The organism is Mycobacterium sp. E3251, from assembly GCF_001666835.1.
Lineage (GTDB): Bacteria > Actinomycetota > Actinomycetes > Mycobacteriales > Mycobacteriaceae > Mycobacterium.
Window position 1 is genome coordinate 1 of record NZ_LZJF01000104.1, and the last position, 18,356, is coordinate 18,356.

Annotated in this window: 16 protein-coding genes, 2 tRNA genes and 2 pseudogenes; 11 read left to right on the forward strand and 9 right to left on the reverse strand. The window is 64.4% G+C overall.

The window, feature by feature from the left end; translation table 11 throughout:
* The 5 genes from A5697_RS12890 to A5697_RS27180 form a co-directional block, all read left to right on the forward strand.
* Positions 1 to 852, forward strand: an 852-nt coding sequence (locus A5697_RS12890; RefSeq protein WP_067944730.1) for a DUF3566 domain-containing protein, incomplete at its 5' end; no start/stop codon positions are given.
* A 58-nt stretch (positions 853 to 910) separates the two neighbouring features.
* Positions 911 to 984: transfer RNA gene (locus A5697_RS12895), tRNA-Ile, on the forward strand.
* Positions 985 to 1,138: 154 nt separating this feature from the next.
* Positions 1,139 to 1,211, forward strand: a tRNA-Ala gene (locus A5697_RS12900).
* 521 nt (positions 1,212 to 1,732) lie between these two features.
* Entirely contained in the window at positions 1,733 to 2,134 is a 402-nt protein-coding gene (locus A5697_RS12905) for a hypothetical protein (RefSeq protein ID WP_068010773.1), read from the forward strand.
* A gap of 649 nt (positions 2,135 to 2,783) precedes the next feature.
* Positions 2,784 to 4,286 carry an SIR2 family protein gene (locus A5697_RS27180; protein WP_197500987.1) on the forward strand — a complete coding sequence of 501 codons (1,503 nt, stop codon included), beginning with the start codon at positions 2,784 to 2,786 and terminating at the stop codon, positions 4,284 to 4,286.
* A gap of 595 nt (positions 4,287 to 4,881) precedes the next feature.
* Here A5697_RS27180 and A5697_RS27735 read toward each other — a convergent pair.
* Both A5697_RS27735 and A5697_RS12915 read right to left on the reverse strand, forming a co-directional pair.
* Positions 4,882 to 5,178: an ArsR family transcriptional regulator gene (locus tag A5697_RS27735; RefSeq protein WP_156673283.1), complete on the reverse strand. Its 297-nt coding sequence runs from the start codon at positions 5,176 to 5,178 to the stop codon at positions 4,882 to 4,884.
* Positions 5,179 to 5,634: 456 nt separating this feature from the next.
* Positions 5,635 to 6,750 (reverse strand): protein kinase, encoded by a 1,116-nt coding sequence (locus A5697_RS12915; protein ID WP_068010777.1) that lies wholly within the window; start codon positions 6,748 to 6,750, stop codon positions 5,635 to 5,637.
* Between the two features lie 754 nt (positions 6,751 to 7,504).
* Here A5697_RS12915 and A5697_RS12920 point away from each other — a divergent pair.
* Together A5697_RS12920 and A5697_RS12925 are read left to right on the forward strand one after the other, a co-directional pair.
* Positions 7,505 to 8,350: a helix-turn-helix domain-containing protein gene (locus A5697_RS12920; protein ID WP_067944732.1), complete on the forward strand. Its 846-nt coding sequence runs from the start codon at positions 7,505 to 7,507 to the stop codon at positions 8,348 to 8,350.
* Positions 8,304 to 8,693 carry a VOC family protein gene (locus A5697_RS12925; protein WP_067944729.1) on the forward strand — a complete coding sequence of 130 codons (390 nt, stop codon included), beginning with the start codon at positions 8,304 to 8,306 and terminating at the stop codon, positions 8,691 to 8,693. The genes A5697_RS12920 and A5697_RS12925 overlap by 47 nt, the downstream gene beginning before the upstream one ends.
* Before the next feature lie 3 nt (positions 8,694 to 8,696).
* Here A5697_RS12925 and cwsA read toward each other — a convergent pair whose 3' ends face one another.
* Positions 8,697 to 9,131, reverse strand: a complete 435-nt coding sequence (gene cwsA / locus A5697_RS12930; protein WP_067944728.1) for a cell wall synthesis protein CwsA — start codon at positions 9,129 to 9,131, stop codon at positions 8,697 to 8,699.
* A gap of 128 nt (positions 9,132 to 9,259) precedes the next feature.
* On the opposite strand from cwsA, the gene A5697_RS12935 reads away from it, so the two are divergent.
* Positions 9,260 to 9,808 carry a peptidylprolyl isomerase gene (locus A5697_RS12935; protein WP_067208637.1) on the forward strand — a complete coding sequence of 183 codons (549 nt, stop codon included), beginning with the start codon at positions 9,260 to 9,262 and terminating at the stop codon, positions 9,806 to 9,808.
* 22 nt (positions 9,809 to 9,830) lie between these two features.
* Here the strand turns inward: A5697_RS12935 and A5697_RS12940 are convergent, their stop codons facing one another.
* Both A5697_RS12940 and crgA read right to left on the reverse strand, forming a co-directional pair.
* On the reverse strand, positions 9,831 to 10,256 hold the full coding sequence (locus A5697_RS12940; protein ID WP_067944731.1) for a PH domain-containing protein: 426 nt from the start codon (positions 10,254 to 10,256) through the stop codon (positions 9,831 to 9,833).
* Positions 10,257 to 10,411: 155 nt separating this feature from the next.
* Positions 10,412 to 10,693, reverse strand: a complete 282-nt coding sequence (gene crgA, locus A5697_RS12945) for a cell division protein CrgA (protein ID WP_067208633.1) — start codon at positions 10,691 to 10,693, stop codon at positions 10,412 to 10,414.
* A 116-nt stretch (positions 10,694 to 10,809) separates the two neighbouring features.
* Between crgA and A5697_RS12950 the strand changes: the two genes are divergently transcribed.
* A complete protein-coding gene (locus tag A5697_RS12950) occupies positions 10,810 to 11,553 on the forward strand; it encodes a DUF881 domain-containing protein (RefSeq protein ID WP_067944727.1) in 744 nt (247 codons plus the stop codon).
* 26 nt (positions 11,554 to 11,579) lie between these two features.
* A complete protein-coding gene (locus A5697_RS12955; protein WP_067944726.1) occupies positions 11,580 to 12,266 on the forward strand; it encodes an aminodeoxychorismate/anthranilate synthase component II in 687 nt (228 codons plus the stop codon).
* Here the strand turns inward: A5697_RS12955 and pknB are convergent.
* The 4 genes and pseudogenes from pknB to A5697_RS12975 all read right to left on the reverse strand — a co-directional run.
* Positions 12,244 to 14,118: a Stk1 family PASTA domain-containing Ser/Thr kinase gene (gene pknB / locus A5697_RS12960; RefSeq protein ID WP_067944725.1), complete on the reverse strand. Its 1,875-nt coding sequence runs from the start codon at positions 14,116 to 14,118 to the stop codon at positions 12,244 to 12,246. The two genes, A5697_RS12955 and pknB, sit on opposite strands and share 23 nt — an antisense overlap.
* Positions 14,115 to 15,431: a serine/threonine-protein kinase gene (locus A5697_RS12965; protein WP_067944724.1), complete on the reverse strand. Its 1,317-nt coding sequence runs from the start codon at positions 15,429 to 15,431 to the stop codon at positions 14,115 to 14,117. The genes pknB and A5697_RS12965 overlap by 4 nt, the downstream gene beginning before the upstream one ends.
* Positions 15,428 to 16,906 carry a D,D-transpeptidase PbpA gene (pbpA, locus tag A5697_RS12970; RefSeq protein ID WP_067944723.1) on the reverse strand — a complete coding sequence of 493 codons (1,479 nt, stop codon included), beginning with the start codon at positions 16,904 to 16,906 and terminating at the stop codon, positions 15,428 to 15,430. The genes A5697_RS12965 and pbpA overlap by 4 nt, the downstream gene beginning before the upstream one ends.
* A pseudogene (locus tag A5697_RS12975) lies at positions 16,903 to 18,159 on the reverse strand (FtsW/RodA/SpoVE family cell cycle protein); the annotation flags it as partial. The pseudogene A5697_RS12975 and the gene pbpA, both read right to left, overlap by 4 nt.
* Here A5697_RS12975 and A5697_RS27740 point away from each other — a divergent pair.
* A pseudogene (locus tag A5697_RS27740) lies at positions 18,160 to 18,356 on the forward strand (cell division protein FtsW); the annotation flags it as partial. It lies immediately after the preceding pseudogene.

The following is an 18,356-nucleotide window of genomic DNA, read 5'->3' on the forward strand; positions in this document are numbered from 1 at the left end:
GGGGACGGCTCGGCCGAGCGCGCCGGCGTACACCGCGCGACGCCGCCCGCACATCCCGGACGTGCTCCCGACGCCGGAGAGTCGCCACCGCGGCAGCGCGGTGGGCCCAGGCCCCCGCAGGCGCCGCGCCAGAACGAGCCCCCGACCGAGGCGCGGCCGTCGGGCCCGCCCACCGGCGTCGAGGCCCGGCTGAACCGGTTCATCTCCGGCACCGCGGCGCCGGGCGCCGGCGCGCCCCCGCACGCGAAGAACCCGCCGCACGAGAGTGATGCCCCGCAGGGGCGCGCTGACGGGCCGCCGGCGGAGGCCTACGCCAGCGAGTTGCCGGACCTGTCCGGCCCGACGCCGCGTGGACCGCAGCGCAAGACTCCGCCCGACCGCACGGCGGAGGCGGCGAGCCCGCCGGGATCCGGCCGTTCGTCGGCGTCCGAGACCCGGGAGGGCCGCGAAGGCCGCGAAAGCCACACCCAGGTGACGCGGCGACCGCGCGGGCCGGTGCGGGCCAGCATGCAGATTCGCCGGATCGATCCGTGGAGCACGCTCAAGGTCTCCCTGCTGCTCTCGGTCGCGCTGTTCTTCGTCTGGATGATCGCGGTCGCATTCCTGTACCTGGTGCTCGGCGGAATGGGCGTGTGGTCGAAGCTGAACAGCAACGTCGGCGACCTGCTGAACAACACCAGCGGCAGCAGCGGCGAGCTCGTCTCCAGCGGCACCATCTTCGGCGGCGCCGTGTTGATCGGCTTGGTGAACATCGTCCTGTTGACCGCGATGGCCACGATCGCCGCGTTCGTCTACAACCTGACCACCGATCTGATCGGCGGTATCGAAGTAACGCTGGCCGACCGCGACTAGCGTTTTGGGGGTGGGGCGGCGATTGCGGTAATCTCGTCGCTCGGCCGTACCCGCGTACGGGCCTATAGCTCAGGCGGTTAGAGCGCTTCGCTGATAACGAAGAGGTCGGAGGTTCGAGTCCTCCTAGGCCCACAACCATGTGCCCGTCAAGACGTTGCGTAAGACTCGCCCTGCCAATCACACTGATCGCTGTGGTGGCGGCGGTGGTGGTGCGCTCCCGACGCGGGGTCGAGGTCTGGCACGTGGCGGTGGACGACCCATCCGGTCAGCCACCCGATCACGTCGAGGGGCCTTAGCTCAGTTGGTAGAGCACCGCCTTTGCAAGGCGGGTGTCAGGGGTTCGATTCCCCTAGGCTCCACAGATCGAAACTGTATTTCAGGCCGTGTTCGCTAAGCCAGCGCTGGCGTTGATTCCGTCCCACTGACCACAATCGCGAGTTAATAGCGCGTTGATCCCCACCCCAACCGCCTCAACGTCCGACCCATACAAGTGTCCGTAACGGTCCAGCGTCAGCCCGGCGGACTAGCGTCCGTGCACGTTCTGCAGCGGCTCGATGTTCGCGCCAGCGTGGATGGCCAGTGACGCTGCAGTGTGCCGGAGCTCGCGCAGCTTAAAGTCGTACACCACGGCCTGCTTACCGGCCGCGTCCGTCACGGACATCGGGAAGAGCTGGGCCGCGGCGACCGCCTGAGACCACCACCTGCGCGCACGTTGCTGCCCCGCATGTAACCACCGACCGAGTCGGGAAAAACAAGGCGTCCGCGCCGGCAGCCGAGAACGGCATGTCCCCCACGAACGTCGGGAGGCTCCCAGCACAAGCTCAGCAAACGGCTCAGGGCAGACCTCGATGAGGGACGGCTTCGTCACTACTTGGCGGAGATGGAAAGCAGGATTGAACAGATCACCGACATTGACAATCGCGTCGCGGTGACCGACTGGCTGATCTGGTGCAAGGACCACGCGGAGAAGCTCGACCCTTTCGAAAAGTCGCTCCGCCGACCGGAGGTGAACGAGCCGGGGTACGCAGATGTACAGGAGCTCCGCAAGCGGCCCGGGTTCATTCGCGCTTTTGGTAACACCCGAGACGAGATGACTGGTGGTGGCGGCGGTATTTCTGATAACTGGCAGACGGATCGCACCCGCGTAGCGAGCTTGGGAAGTCGATTCAAGTTCTCTTTCGCGCCGCCATCGTTAGACCGAAACGCCGTGCATCGCCGTGACGGCCCCTTTGTCCCGAACTCTACGTACTGGACGTTGGGAGGTCCTGACTGTGTTGGCTGAATTGCGAAAGCACACGTCAGAGCGTTGGGGCAGTTGATCAGTGATGAAGCCTATCGAAGCCACTGCGGACGCGGTGCCTGTCCGGGCCGTCTACAGTAGCCAGGCCGCTTCCCCTCTGCCCGGGCGCAAAGAGCGCGGCCATGGACCCTCTGTGTACGGGAAGGGCCGGTGCAGCAATCCAGCAAGGCGACCGCAATCGACGAAGATCTGCAAGATCATCGAACCGACTCACCCCTCCCCGACGCGGGAATGCGCGCCCCGAGCAACCCGTTCACAAAGCCAGCGCTCACCAGTAAACGCGCATTTCTGGTTGATTCGGCGCAGGTCAGTGCTAGCCTTTGCCGGGACCTGCTGGCTAACGTTGCGGCTGACTGCTCAAACGTAGACGAGTTGGGGGAAGCACCACGATGCTAGGTGCCTCGGCATGAGTACGGGACGCGGGGACTACTCTCTAATATCGGCAAGCGACTTGGTGAAGGACCATGCGTTGTCATTCGCGCATCAGCCTTACCTTCGACAGTTATTCGATAGCGTCCAGAAAACAATTCCATTGAGCTTGGTCGTCGGGGCCGGGGTCTCCATGAATTCCGGGCTGCCCGCGTGGGGAGAGCTCGTTAACCGTTTGGCGGGAGCTATCAAAAATGCGGAGATGCGGAGATTGGTCCTGTCGAACGAGGTGGATCAGATACGTAAGGCCGAGATAGCCTTGACGTTGGCTCACAGCCTAAATAAAAATGTTCATACCCATGAATTAATCCGGGATGCTTTATACCCACCGAGTGCGATTGTTGAGCCTGGGCAACTCGCCAAGTCGATAGCTCGACTAGTAGCGGTTCGCAGGGGTGTCACCCGCATCATCACTACTAATTTCGATCGGTTGTTAGAAGACGCCTTGGAGGAAGCACTCGGCGTTGAAGTGAAGTCGTTCGGGCTGGGCGATGTCGATGACTGGAAGGCGCGATGTGACGATCAAATCGTATCTGTGCTGCATGTTCATGGAATGGTCACTCAAGCAATTGGTAGTCCCGAAGACACCGTACGACAACCGCTGATCCTGACGCAGTCTCAGTTCTTGACCTACGGGTCACAAGTTAGGAACATCATTGCGGAGGCTCTCGACGGCGCTGTTGCGGTATTCGTGGGCGTTAGCCTGACGGATCCCAATGTGATCGCACCTCTGTATCACTCCGCTGGCTCTGATCCCACATACACAACACCAGACCCAGCGCGAGAACGCAAAAACCTTCACAGGTATTCTTTGTCTGTCATGCTGCCCGTAGAAGGCGCAAATGACGATATGCAAACGGCTGAGTACTTCACCGCATCTGCACAATTTATTGACCGTAAGTTGAACGTCAAACCTGTCATACTCAAATCTTTCTCGCAGGTAAATCAGGTAGTTGCCGACCTAGCGTTGGCAGTGAAGTATCCAGAGCAATACAAGAGTAGGCCACCCGGACGTGCACCGTCTCTTCGTTACGGAGTGCGCTATAAAGCAGCCATTAAAGCTTGTTATGGTTGGCTTGATTGTGACCGGTCTCCGTACGTCCCTGTTGATGATGTGTCCGCCGCCATCACGAGCCGCTTGAGCGCGGCCCTAGCTCCTATCCAGAGGTTTTTGCGCCGTTTAGCAAAGTCATATGGCGTAGTGTACGAGGCCGGCGATCAGGAGAACTTCCAACTATGCCTCTGGTTGCGACGACTTGACCTAGCGAGCCAAGCTCCCACCTACGCGCTGGAGTTGCTCGGATCGTCGACGTTCCAGAACCGGGAGCCTTGGGCAATGAAGAGAGATGTGCCGATTTCGTCGGATTCTCCGTACGCTGCTGCACAAGCGGTGTTCAACGGCCTGCCTATCACAACGAATCTGGATCAGCATAAGAACTCGGGACTGTGGCACGGCGTATTAGCGGTCCCAATCACCGTTGGCGGGTTCACCTCAAGGGAGATGGTGGCTGGCCGCCCTCTGGATCAGTTGACGGTGGGAGCCCTGACTCTCGACTCCACTTATTACGTCGACGGCTCGGAAGCGGCGGCCGGAAGCGACGTTGCCCGGCGCTTAGGAGTACTCAGCCGCCTGGGCGAGCAGCACACGAACGAACTGCTGAGCCTTCTGTACAGTGCGGCATCAGCGGTTTTGCTCGGCAGCTAGGCGAGCTACTTTTTTGCCAGAACACTGGTCGGAGCCATAGTAAGGTCGACCTTACCGGAGAGGATTACGTATTTCTTGCCGCCTGCACGCTTCGATGGCGAAGCGGCAATCGTGCCCTGTTCCGCCTTCGGTGATGCGCTCTTGCCCACGGGCTTTCCTCTCTAGGAACTGACTTGCGCCAGCCGACTGAATGCTACATGACGCGTCTTTGCCCAGGTTGTGAAGTCCACCATAGCTCTGCCACCAGCTCGCGCTAATGATGACACGCTGCTTTGCTTACCGCAGGCTGAACTTTCAATTTTTGGTGGTCGCGTCGTAACACGATGTGGCACATAACATTGCCAGACCTACCCCTATTCCACCTGAACAAAACGTCGAGGGATCCGTTCGGCCAGATCGGCAGCGCTTTGCCAGCTACAGAGATTCGGGATGCTCCCCGAGAGCAAGGGGAGCCCGATCAACTACTCAGCCGGGAACGGGGCGCAACGGCTCCATCTACCGGCCGGAGATTTGGTCTCATGTCGCCGGGACGCGGATGGCGGAGCTCGTGAGCACGCGCCAACCTATAGTTTCAAGCAGTCCCTCTCTCGTCTGTTCAGGCGGAGAGGGACTCACCTAACTCTTTCGCCCATCGCCAGGCAAGACTTGCGTTCCGACGGAAACGCACTTTGTTCGCCACCTTCGGCAGCCGCGTGATCAAGTGGGATTTCTCCAGATCGCGGACGGGGTCTTGGATGCTGCTGAGGTTCTTGTATCCAAGCTCCTCGGCAAGCTCGGAAAGCGCGAACTCTCTGGGTCCCCGGGCAATTCCTAACATCACGGCTAGCCGATGTGTCTGACCGAACAATACGCGCGATAGTTCGCCTACGTCGGGGTCGTCGGCAAGAGCCACGAGGAAGATAATACGCTTACGTGTTATACGTTCCGCGTTACGCGTTACGCGATACGCGTAGCCCATGTATCGTTGGCTCATGAGCCGGCGACTTCTCCTCACCCCTAGTGCGGTTATTCTGTTGGCGGTTGACGCAACAGCTGAATCTGGGAGCGTGACGGGGGCGGTCCTGCCGCGGAGCTCATGGATCGGGCGCATGCTGGTGGAGGAGTTGCTTCGTGACCTACCTCCGGGTCACGCTCTGCGAACATTGAAGAGGCTGTTCAGCGTTGGTCGCGGAGTGACCGAAGCAAGTGTCAAGGCGGTATTCTTGGACCTCGCTCAGGGGGGATGGCTTGTCCCTGAAGGCATTGGGGCCGCGGCGACGTGGACGGTCGATAATTCTCGTCGGGTTCAGGTCGCCGAATTGTGGTCAACCCTCACACACGATGAGGCGCGTGCTGTCCAGACCGCGGCTCAGCGAACGATCGCGGTGTCCGTAGCTTGGTCAAACAACCGCCGCACGGGTGTGGAATCTAACACCTCGACGTCGAGATCGCGGAATCCGTAGCGGCGCCAGCCATTACCGCGATTCATCCGCGTCGACAACCGAAGACCGCCCTTTCGAAGCGCCGTTGCTTCAACGCGGATCCGACGTTCGGGATGATGACGGAAAGGGGCTTCCCAGCGGAGCTCTTCTACTTTGGCCCAATCAATGACGCGCACTCGGGAAAGCTGGTGATCCATATCGCTCGCTGTTTGAAACCTTTGCGACGGACGGGTATTCAGCGCCTTATTCAGCAGCCGGATCATTGACCGTGACACCCACAATGGATATTTGCGGTCCGCCGCAGATAGTGGTGACCGCCTGCTCATCAGACGTTCCACGACGAACGCTGTGGAGTAGCTCTCATATTCGAACGGTCCTCTTAGTAGCTCGAGCAGCACCAGCCCCATCGAGAACAGGTCACTTGCACGAGTAAGAATGCCAGTCGCAACGAGTTCGGGGGGTGTATACAGCGTCGGGTTGTCAAGTGCAGGTACCGTTCCGTTAGTGTCGAAGACACCCGCCAAACCCAAGTCTGCAAGCTTCGCAATCGAACCATCGTCGGCTAAGAGAATGTTGCCGCTCTTGATGTCGCGATGCGCGATGCCGTGGACCTCGTGAACGCAGCCCAATCCCCTCAGGGCCGCTTGAACGATCCGAACTGCATCGGTCGGCACGATCGACTCTCGAGCCAGGAGCGCGTCGGTCACGCTTCCCCTCGGGTAGTAAGGCGTGACAATCTCGATCACGTTCATGGGCTGTGGGTAGCCATCGACCGATGCGGCTGCCAATACCGGCACGACATTACGGTGGTCGATCATCTGAAGCGTTGCGGCTTCTGGTAGTACGTCATCCAAGTTGGACAGATCGATCCTCTTGCCAATCCGCCTACATTCGAGATTCGGATCCCACCAGAGGCGTACCTCATTCAAACCGCCTGCCACACTGCGTAGGCATTCGAAAGGCAATCGGAGGGTCCGCTCGTCTTGGCGCTTCGTACCGGCAACCGAATCTTGTTCCTGGACAGTGCGGTTGGGTTCGACCATCACGCCTCGACCCGCCCAAGCATTGTTGCAGCAGCAGCGTATGCTTCCGCGAGACCGGTAGACCAGTATGTGGGTGGGTTCTCGAACCCGTAACGGCCAGAACCGACCGTCTGAAGCTTATGGGGTGCGCAGCCAACCGCGCGGCCGATGGCCTCGGTAGGGAGAGTTCTGAAATCGATTCCGAGCTCGTTGGCGGCGAACATTACTGCGCTGACCGCTGTGATTCGTTGGTAAGCGTACCGATAAACCCAATTGCTCCTCTGGCGCGTCTCCACGAGGCCCACTGCGGCAACTGATGCACCCGCCAATTCTTGTCTCAGTCGGTCTTTAAGGTCGCCTAATCCCTGCGCTTCCGAAAGACCCTGATTAAGCGCCAACCTCGTTTGCGTGCTCCCAGCCGGTGCTGCCAGCAGCCTGGCATCAGCTTCAGCAACGGCGAGGAAAAGAAATCCGCCCTTCACGTTTACCCCCGCCACTCGCACCTCCAAATAATCTCAAGATTCGTTGGCTTCGGTGGCCAGATCGAGGAAGTTCCCATCGATCACGGGCCGCCCCCGAGAAGAACAGGGGCGGCCCGACACTCACTGAGACGCTGGGTGGCGCGATCCGATTTCCCCGCATTGAGGTCATATGCAATCGAAATCTGCGTGGGGAGCGGCCGCACGGTTAACGTGGGACTGTGGTCGCCGGCGAGCCGATGCGCGTCTGGGAATTCGTCAATGGGCCGGCCGGGTGCGCGCCAGGTGTCGCGGCAATGGTCGGCTACCGCGCATTGGCGGCTCCCGCCGGCGTGCACCGCGGAATGCCTTCGGCAAAGCTGACCCTCATCGTCAGTCGCGACGATGGCGTGTCGGCGGCCGCAACCCCGGAGGCCGTTCCCGCTGCCCAGCCAAAGCCACTGCTGGTGGGTGGTTTGCACGTCACCGCCGCGCATATCCGGCAGCAACGCGGCCAGGCCGGTGTGCAGTTGGCGGTGCATCCGCTGGCCGCCCGAGCTCTCTTCGATATGCCCGCCGCAAAGTTGGAATCGGTCGACCTCGACGCCACCCTTGTCATGGGCCCGCGTGGCGTCGAATTGCACGAGCGCGTCGCCGACGCCCGGAATTGGCGGGAAGCGTTCACCGTGATCACCAACTACCTGGTCGACGCGTCGCGGCGACATGAACGTGCGAGAGTGCGTCCCGAGGTGGTCTTCGCCTGGCAGCTGTTGGAGCGCAGCGGCGGGCGGGCCTCAGTGGCCGCGGCCGCCGAGGCCGTCGGATTGAGCCCACGGCACCTGACGACGCTGTTCCGGCGGGAAGTCGGCCGGTCGCCGAAGACGGTGGCGATGTTGATGCGCTTCGAGCACGCGACCGGCCTGATTTCCGAATCGGTGCGGCGCCGCGGCGGCCGGGTCGACCTGGCGTCCGTCGCGGTCGAGACCGGGTATAGCGATCAGGCGCACCTGAGCCGCGAGTTCACCAGATTTGCGGGCACGTCCCCGCGGCGCTGGCTGGCTGAAGAGTTCCGAAACATTCAAGACGGCGGCCATCAGCTCGCCCCAGACTGCAACTATGACTGGTTCCAATCCGAGCGTGTGGTTGACATTGCAGGCCCATGACGCATCCACGTTGATCGACTACTACGTGCACACCTTCGGCTTCGTCCTCGCCGCGCGCTATGGCGAGGGTTCGCGCGTCGACCACGCCCAACTGAACTGGCCGGAGGGAACCGGCGGCATCATGCTCGGCAGTCACAAGCCCGGCGCCGAATGGTGTCGTGAACCGGGCACCTCCGGTGGCTATGTCGTCACCAGCGACCCCGCAGCGCTATACGAGCGCATCCGTGAACGCGAGGGCGACATCATTCGACCGTTAGCCGAAACGGATTACGGCGCAAGGGAATTCTCTGTTCGAGACCCGGAGGGCAACTTGTGGTCCTTTGGTGACTATCCCGGGGAGTGATGCCTACGGGCGCGGCTGCACGTCGACGCTCGGCGGCCGCGACTGGGGCTCCTGAGGCTTCTCCCGCACCTGGCGCCGCACAATGCTGAACGCGACGGCGCCGCCGGCGAGGACAACGACAGCGCCCCCGGCGATCACCCACGGACGCCTATTCCGGCGCTGCGCCCGTCGCGCGTCCTGAAGCGCCTGAGGCAGGCCCGCGACCACTTCCTGCGCGGCGGCCAGCTCCTGGGCGAGCGCCTCTTGGGCCGCGGCGAGTTCCTTGGCCAGGCGCCCCTCTTGGTATTTGCGACGGATCTGCGATGCGGTCGACTGCGCCGACTGGACACCGAGGCCGACGACTCCGCGGGTGACGTCGACCGGACCCAGTGTCGAGTAAGTCAGCCCCCGAGCCAGTCGCTCTCGCGGGGTCAGCCGGGATTCCGCCTTAGCGCTCATCTGCCGCCTTTCTGTGCGTCCTGAACAGACTGCCAGCATAGGGACGCCGACGGAACCGGTATGCGCGCGACGCAGTTTCGGCCGCCGCTCGGCTTGAGCGACACCGGGTGCGGGCATGCCCACGGGTAGTGGCAGACTCTCATGCCGTGACCAACAGCCCCCATCAGACCGCTACCGCCACGCTCCACACCAACCGCGGCGACATCAAAGTCGCACTGTTCGGAAACCACGCGCCCAAGACCGTCGCCAACTTCGTTGGCCTGGCGCAGGGCACCAAGGAGTACTCGACCCAGAACGCATCGGGCGGGTCCTCCGGTCCGTTCTACGATGGGGCGGTCTTCCACCGGGTGATCCAGGGCTTCATGATCCAGGGCGGCGACCCGACCGGCACCGGTCGCGGCGGCCCGGGCTACAAGTTCGCCGACGAGTTCCACCCCGAACTGCAATTCGACAAGCCGTACCTGCTGGCGATGGCGAACGCGGGCCCGGGCACCAACGGTTCGCAATTCTTCATCACGGTCGGCAAGACCCCCCACCTGAACCGGCGGCACACGATCTTCGGCGAAGTGACGGACCCCGAATCGCAGCGAGTGGTCGAGGCGATCGCGACGACGTCCACCGACGCCAACGACCGCCCGACCGAGCCGGTGGTCATCGAGTCGATCACCATCTCCTAAGCCGGGCCGCCGGCCGTCCCGATCAGTGCGGGTGACGCCCCGCGTAACCGCTGGCGGTCAGCGCGTCGAGCACCTCGAGCGGGTCCGTCCCGAGGTCCCAGCGAGAGAACAGAATCAGGTCGTCGTCGGCCGTCTCCACCTCGAGGAGCCGGACTTTGCGTCCGTAGCGGCGGAACTCGATGATCCGGATGATCTTGATGTCGGGGGGTTGTAATACCTGCGTCCGGAACCATCCCCGGAGCAGCAAGCCGTCGGCGGTAATTGCCAGCTTTGGACGCGCGCGCCACGTCGCGCCCGCAAACAAGAGCAGACCCACCGCGGCAATCCCCGCGAGAATCCGCCCCGGCGCGTCTGTGACCACGGTCACACTGACGATAGCCATCAGAACACCGGCGACCCCACAACCAGCGATTCCTGGCGTGCTGGGCTCCCAACGTGTTTGCTGCATGCGCCGCTCAGCCCCTCCCACCACTGCCTATGGAGTTATCCACAGACGCTATCAACAGTGGGGATAAATCACACGCGTGTGATTGGGGGGTGGGAATGTTGCTGGCACAGTAACGGAGCAAGCTAAAAATGAATTCATTTCGCAGCTGACGTCGCTCAGTGCCAGCGCATCGTCAGCAACAATCCGGTGATCATGAAAGCGAAGGCGATGGCATAGTTCCACGGCCCGAGTTGCGCCATCCAGTTGAGGGCGGTCGGCGCCTGGCTGCCGACGGCGGCCAGCTGAAACACCATCAGCCAGACCAGCCCGATCAACATGAGGCCGACGAACAAGGCAACGAACCACACGCTCGACGGTCCCACCTTCACCTTCACCGGCGTGCGGCTGACCGCGCTGACGGCGAAGTCGTTCTTCTTGCGGACCTTGGACTTGGGCATGATTACCTCAGCAAGACGGTGAGTGGGACGGGTGCAACGATAAGAGGCAGCTGCACACACAGCTTGGCTACGAGACTAACTCACCCGGCACGCCCACCAGGAAATTGGAGAGCCGAATGAGCGACGGACGCCGGTCACCATGGCGCTTCGGCGTCCCGGTGGTGTGCCTGTCGGCCGGTTTGCTCCTTGCCGCCACTCACGGGGTGTCCGGCGGCGCGGAGATCCGTCGCAGCGACGCCCCGCGGCTGGTCGATCTGGTTCGCGAGGCCCAAGCGTCGGTGAACCACCTCAACGCCCAACGCGACGCGCTGGCCGGCAAGATCGACGCCGCGCACGGACGGTCCTCGGATCTGGCGCTGGCGGCAATGCTGCGCCGCTCGGCCGAGCTGGCCACCGAGGCGGACATGAACCCGGTGCACGGGCCGGGCCTCGCTGTCACCTTGGACGACGCGCCACGCGACGCCAATGGCCGTTTCCCGCGGGATGCGTCCCCCGACGACCTGGTGGTGCACCAGCAGGACATCGAGGCCGTCCTCAACGCGTTGTGGAGCGCCGGCGCGGAGGCGATTCAGATGCAGGACCAGCGAATCATCGCCACGTCGGTGCCCCGCTGCGTCGGCAACACGCTGCTACTCAACGGGCGCACTTACAGCCCGCCCTACACGATCACTGCGGTCGGCAACGCAGCCGCCATGCAAGCCGCCCTGGCCGCCGCTCCCCTGGTCACCCTGTACCGCCAGTACGTGGTCCGCTTCGGGCTCGGCTACCGCGAAGAGGTCAAGCCCGACGTGCAGATCGTCGGCCACACCGAGCCCGACCGGCTGCATTTCGCGCAGCCCATGGGAACCATCGGCTACTGATTTCCGGCGGACGGTAACCTGGCACGGTGCGGATCCTGGTCGTCGACAACTACGACAGCTTCGTGTTCAACCTGGTGCAGTACCTCGGCCAGTTGGGCGTCGAGGCCGAGGTGTGGCGCAACGACGACGCCAGGCTTTCCGACGCGGCCGCCGTCGCCAAGCGGTTCGACGGTGTGCTGCTCAGCCCCGGTCCGGGTACCCCGGAACGTGCGGGCGCGTCGATCGGTCTGGTCGGCGCGTGTGCCGCCGAGCGCACCCCGCTGCTCGGGGTCTGCCTCGGACACCAAGCCATCGGCGTCGCCTTCGGCGCCACCGTGGACCGCGCGCCCGAACTGCTGCACGGCAAGACGAGCAACGTCTTCCACACCAATACCGGTGTGCTGCAAGGGCTTCCGGATCCGTTCACGGCGACCCGCTACCACTCGCTGACCATACTGCCGGAGTCGCTGCCCCCCGTGCTGGAGGTGACGGCGCGCACCCGCGGCGGCGTCATCATGGGGGTGCGGCATAGCGAGTTGCCGATTCACGGTGTCCAGTTCCACCCGGAGTCGATCCTGACCGAGGGCGGGCACCGGATGCTGGCCAACTGGCTCACCTATTGCGGGTGGGCGCGCAACGACACGCTGGTCCGCCGGCTGGAAAACGAGGTCCGGGCCGCGGTGCAGCCCTATTTCCCGGCCGAACCGGCGGCTACTGGCCGAACTTCAGCGTGATGATCCCGTCCCGGTTGCACCCGGTGCCGGCCGGCGGGTTCTGATACACCACCCGGTGGGATTGCGAGCCGCCCGCGTCCACGTCGGGCCCCTTGTCCAGCACCCCGGTCCAACCCAGCGCCCGTAACCGCGGCTCGGCGTCCGTCCAGAACATGCCGCTCAGGTCGGGCATCACGAACTGGTTGCCCTTCGACACCTGGAGCTCGATCACCGAATCCACCGGAACCATCTGGCCCTTAGGCGGATTGGTGCCGATCACCTCACCGGCCGGCCGGTTGCTGTCCACCTGTGCCTGGGTGACCTTGGTGAAGCCGTAGACGGTGAGATTCTTCTGCGCGACGTCGACGGTCTGGCCCGCTACGTCGGGCACCTGCTTGGTCTCCGGCCCCGACCCGACGATGACGGTGATGACGTTGGTGATCGCCGACGTCTGGTTGGCCGGCGGGTTGGTGCCGATCACCTTGCCTAGCAACTCTGGGCTCGACGGCGAATTGGCCTGCTTGAACTTGCTGAAGCCGGCGGCCTTGAGCTTGCTGACTGCGTCGGAGTACCCCAGCGAGGAAACGTCGGGCACCTCGCGCTGTTCGGGACCGGTCGAGACGTTGATGGTGACCTCATCGCCCGCGCTCACCGAGGCGTTGGCCCCGGGGTCGGTACTGATGACGTGGTCGGGCGGGATCGCCGAATCGGGCTTTTGCAGGGTGCGCGTCTTGAAGCCGCGGTTCTGCAGCGCGGCAATGGCATCGGCGGAGACTTGGCCCCGTACGTCAGGGACCTGCACATCGCGCGTGGTGCCGCCGAGGGTGTTGAAGGCGATGACGACGACGATCGTCAGCACCGCCAACGCGGCGACCGCGACGATCCAGCGACCGACCGAACCGCCGTTGCTTTCGTCCATGCGGCGCAAGGGTTGCCGGGGCAGCGCGTCGGTGCGCGGCCCGGGCGGATTCCCGCCCGCCGCGAGCAGCGAGCTGCGGTCGGCGTCGGTGAGGACCTTGGGCGCCTCGGGCGGTTCGCCGTTGTGCACCCGCACCAGATCGGCGCGCATCTCCGCGGCGGTCTGGTAGCGGTTGTCCGGGTTTTTGGCCAGCGCCTTGAGCACGACGGCGTCGAGGTCGGCGGAGATGCCCTCGTGGCGGTGCGACGGCGGAATCGGGTCCTCGCGCACGTGCTGGTAGGCGACGGCGACCGGCGAGTCGCCGGTGAAAGGCGGCTCGCCCGTGAGGATTTCGTAGAGCACACAACCCAGCGAGTAGACGTCGGACCGGGCGTCCACGGTGTCGCCGCGAGCCTGCTCGGGAGACAGATACTGGGCCGTCCCGATCACCGCCGCGGTTTGGGTGACGCTGTTGCCGCTGTCGGCGATCGCGCGCGCGATGCCGAAGTCCATCACCTTGACCGCGTTGGTGCTGCTGATCATGATGTTCGCCGGTTTGACGTCGCGGTGGATGATGCCGTTCTGGTGACTGAAGTTCAGCGCCTGGCACGCGTCGGCAATGATCTCGATGGCCCGCCGCGGGGGTAGCGGGCCGTCGGTGTGCACGATGTCGCGCAGCGTGACGCCGTCGACGTACTCCATGACGATGTACGGCAGCGGGCCCGTCGGTGTCTCCGCCTCGCCGGTGTCGTAGACCGCGACGATCGACGGGTGGTTGAGCGCGGCCGCGTTTTGCGCCTCGCGACGGAACCGCAGATAGAAGCTGGGATCGCGGGCCAGGTCGGCGCGCAGCACTTTGACCGCGACATCGCGGTGCAGCCGGACGTCGCGGGCCAGGTGAACCTCGGACATACCCCCGAATCCGAGGATTTCGCCCAGTTCATAACGGTCAGACAGGTGCTGAGGGGTGGTCATCTTGGCATCTCGTGTCGGGCCGGTGATGCGCTGAGCGTCAGTGGTTCACCCCACCCGTGCTCGGCCGGCCCTCGTTGCAGTCCAGAATTACTTATCGTCCCGCGATTCGTCCAATTGAGCCGTGGCGCGGAGCCGCTCGGGGTATTGCTCGGCGGCGGCGCGGGCGGGCTCCCGGTGTCGGTGACCGTCGGGGGCGGGGACTGCTGCTGGGTGTCTGCGCGGGAGTTGATGACGATCAGCACCGCGATGATGATGGCCAGCGCTCCGAGCACCCCGGCGGCCCACAGCAGCGCGCGCTGACCGGACGAGAAGGTCCGGCGCGCCGGGGGCGGGCGATGACCGCCGGTGGCCGGCCGGGATCGGCGCGGCGCCGCGCTGCGGGTGCTGGTCACGGCGGCGGCCCTGGTCGTGGGGCTGGACGGAATGGCCGCCGGCGATGCCCGCCCGGGAGGCGGTGACTGGCTGGGCCGGGGCGGACGGCGGCCCGCCCGTACCGCCGCCACGGCGTCGGCGAACGGCCCGCCGCTGCGGTAGCGCATCGCGGGGTTCTTGACCAGCGTGATCTCGATGAGCTCCCGCACATTGGGCGGCAGCTCCGCGGGCAGCGGCGGCGGGGGCTCTTTGATGTGCTTCATCGCGACCGTCAGGGCGCCGTCACCGGTGAACGGCCGCTTGCCCGACACCACCTCGTAGCCGACCACGCCCAGGGAGTACACGTCGCTGGAGGGCGTTGCGTCGTGGCCGAGGGCCTGTTCGGGGGCGATGTACTGGGCGGTGCCCATCACCATTCCCGTCTGGGTGACGGGCGCGGCGTCGACGGCCTTGGCGATACCGAAGTCGGTGATCTTCACCTGGCCGGTCGGGGTGATCAGGATGTTGCCCGGCTTGACGTCGCGGTGCACCAAGCCGGCGGCGTGCGCGACCTGCAGGGCCCGGCCGGTCTGCTCGAGCATGTCGAGGGCGTGCCGCAGCGACAGCCGGCCCGTGCGCTTGAGGACCGAGTTCAGCGGCTCGCCGTTCACCAACTCCATCACCAGGTAGGCGGTGCGGCCTTCCCCGTCCAGCTGGCTCTCGCCGTAGTCGTGGACCTGGGCGATGCCGGGGTGATTGAGCATCGCGGTGGTGCGCGCCTCGGCGCGGAACCGCTCAATGAACTCCGGATCCTGGGAGAACTCCTGTTTGAGCACCTTGACCGCGACGCGCCGGCCCAGCCGACTGTCCACCGCCTCCCAGACCTGGCCCATGCCGCCGGTGGCGATCAGGCGCTGCAGGCGGTATCTGCCAGACAGCGTCACACCAACTCGCGGGCTCATGGTCCTCCCTGTAGCGCGGCTTGGATCACAGCCCGTCCGATCGGCGCGGCGAGTGCACCTCCCGTCGCGGACAGGCGGTCGCCGCCATTCTCTACCAACACTGCCACGGCGACTCTCGGCGTCTGCGCGGGCGCGAAGGCGATGTACCACGCGTGCGGCGGCGTATTACGCGGATCGGTGCCATGCTCTGCGGTACCCGTCTTGGATGCGATCTGCACGCCGGGAATGGCCCCTTTCTGCTGCGCGACCTTCTCGGCGCCGACCATCAGCTCTGTTAGCTTAGCGGCGACCTGGGGCGACACCGCGCGGCGCTGCTGATAGGGGACGGTGGTGCTGATGTTGGCCAGGTCCGGGCCCTTGAGGCTGTCGATCAGGTAGGGCTGCATCGTGACGCCGTCGTTCGCGATGGTCGCCGCGACCTGGGCGTTCTCCAGCGGTGTCAGCGCAACGTCCTTCTGGCCGATGCTGGTCATGCCCAGCGCGGCGGCGTCGGGGATGATCCCGACCGTTGATTCGGCGACCTGTAGCGGGATGACGCTCGGGGTGGTGTCCAGGCCGAACGAGCGTGCCATGCTGCGCAGCGCATCGGATCCGGTGTGCATGCCGAGCTGGACGAATGCGGTGTTGCAGGACAGGGCGAACGCCTGCTTGAGCGACACCGTGGGCTCGTTGCCACAGGGCTGGCCGCCGTAGTTCTCCAACTTCGCGGTGCTGTCGGGCAGCACGATGGAGGACGCCGCGGTCAACTGCTCGGCGTCGGTCGCACCCGCCTGCAGCGCGGCCGCGGTGGTGATCACCTTGAACGTGGATCCGGGCGGGTAGGTCTCCGAGATGGCGCGGTTGGTCAGCGGATTGTCGGGGTCGTCGCGAAGCCGCTGCCATGCTTGCGCCTGCACCTGGGGATCGTGTGACGCGAGCAGATTCGGGTCATAGGACGGCGATGACACCATGGCCAAGATCTTGCCGGTGGACGGCTCGAGGGCGACGACGGCGCCCTTGCACGGCGGCCCACCGCACCCCTGCTGCATCGCGTCCCACCCGGCCTGCTGGACCCGCGGTCTGATGGTGGTGTCGACGTTGCCGCCGCGCGGATCGCGGCCGGTGAAGAAATCGGCCAGCCGGCGCCCGAACAGCCGCTCGTCGGAGCCGTTCAACAGGGGGTCCTCGGCGCGCTCCAGGCCGCTGCTGGAATAGCGCAGCGAGTAGAAGCCGGTGAGCGGCGCGTAGACGGCCGGGTTCGGGTAGACCCGCAGAAAGCGGAAGCGGCTGTCGGTGGCCACCGAATAGGCCAGCAATTGTCCGCCGGCGATGATCTGGCCGCGCTGGCGCGAATACTCGTCGAGCAGGACGCGCTGATTGCGCGGATCGGCGCGCAGTGAGTCGGCGGCGAACACCTGCGTCATAGTGGCGTTGAGCAGGAGCAGCACGATCAGCGCCATGACGGTGATCGAGATGCGGCGCAGAGAGGTGTTCATACCTTCTCGATTACCTCGGTCTTGGCCGCCGCGATCGGCGAATCCTTGCGCTCACGGCCGCGTAGGGGATGCCGAGCGCTGTTGGAGATGCGAGCGAGGATGGCCAGCAACACATAGTTCGCCAGCAACGACGATCCACCGTAGGACATCCACGGGGTGGTGAGACCGGTCAGCGGGATGAGTTGCGTAACGCCGCCGACGACGATGAACAGCTGGATGGCCAGGGTGGAAGCCAGGCCCGCGGCCAGCAGCTTGCCGAAGCTGTCGCGCGTCGCGATCGCCGTGCGCATGCCGCGGACGATGACGATGGTGTAGAGCATCAAGATGCTGGCGAGCCCGACTAGCCCGAGTTCCTCGCCGAACGCGGCGATGATGAAGTCGGTCGACGCGGCCGGCACGGTATCGGGTTGCCCGTTTCCCAGCCCGGTGCCGAAGATGCCGCCGGTGGCGAAACTGAACAGGGACTGGACGATCTGGTAGCCGCTGCCGTCGGGGTCGGAGAACGGATCCCACCACATCTGCACCCGGACTCGCACATGCGCGAAGACGAAATATGCGATGACGCTGCCGACCGCGAACAGCACCAGGCCGATCACCACCCAGCTGAACCGTTGTGTCGCAAGGTAAACCACCACCAGGAACGACGCGTACAGCAGCAGCGAGGTACCGAGGTCCTTTTCGAAGACCATCACACCGATCGAGATGACCCAGGCGGCCAGCAGGGGCGCGAGGTCGCGCGGGCGCGGCAGGGTCAGCCCCATGAAATGCTTGCCGACGCTGGTGAACAGGCCCCGCTTGGCGATCAGCACGGCGGAGAAGAAGATCAGCAATAAGATCTTCGAGAATTCTGCGGGCTGAATCGAGAAGCCGGGGAAGCGAATCCAGATTTTCGCGCCGTTCTGCTCGGACAGCGATGCCGGTAGCAGTGCGGGAATCACCAACAGCACCAGGCCGGTGATCCCGCAGATGTAGCCGTACCGCGCCAGCTGCCGATGGTCTTTGAGGAATGTGACCACCAGCGCGAACGTGACCACCCCGACGAGGGTCCACATCATCTGCTGGGTGGCGCTGGGGTGATGGCGGCCGCTGAGCTGGTTGTCGACCAGGTCGAGCCGATGGATCATCACCAGGCCAAGTCCGTTGAGCAGCGCCACAATTGGCAACAGCAGGGGATCGGTGTAGGGGGCGAAACGCCGGATGGCCAGGTGCGCCGACCCGAACACGAGCATGAACACCAGCCCGTAACTGATGACATTCCAACGCAATTCGCGGTCACACCTCCGCTGCCCACCCGTCGCAACGCCGAGCTGCTGCTGCTGTGCTTCGCCGCAGTGATCACCGTCGCCGCGTTGCTGATTGTGGAGGCGAACCAGGACCGCGAATTGCGTTGGAATGTCATCAGTTACGGGCTGGTGTTCATGCTCGTGTTCGGGTCGGCGCACCTGGCCAC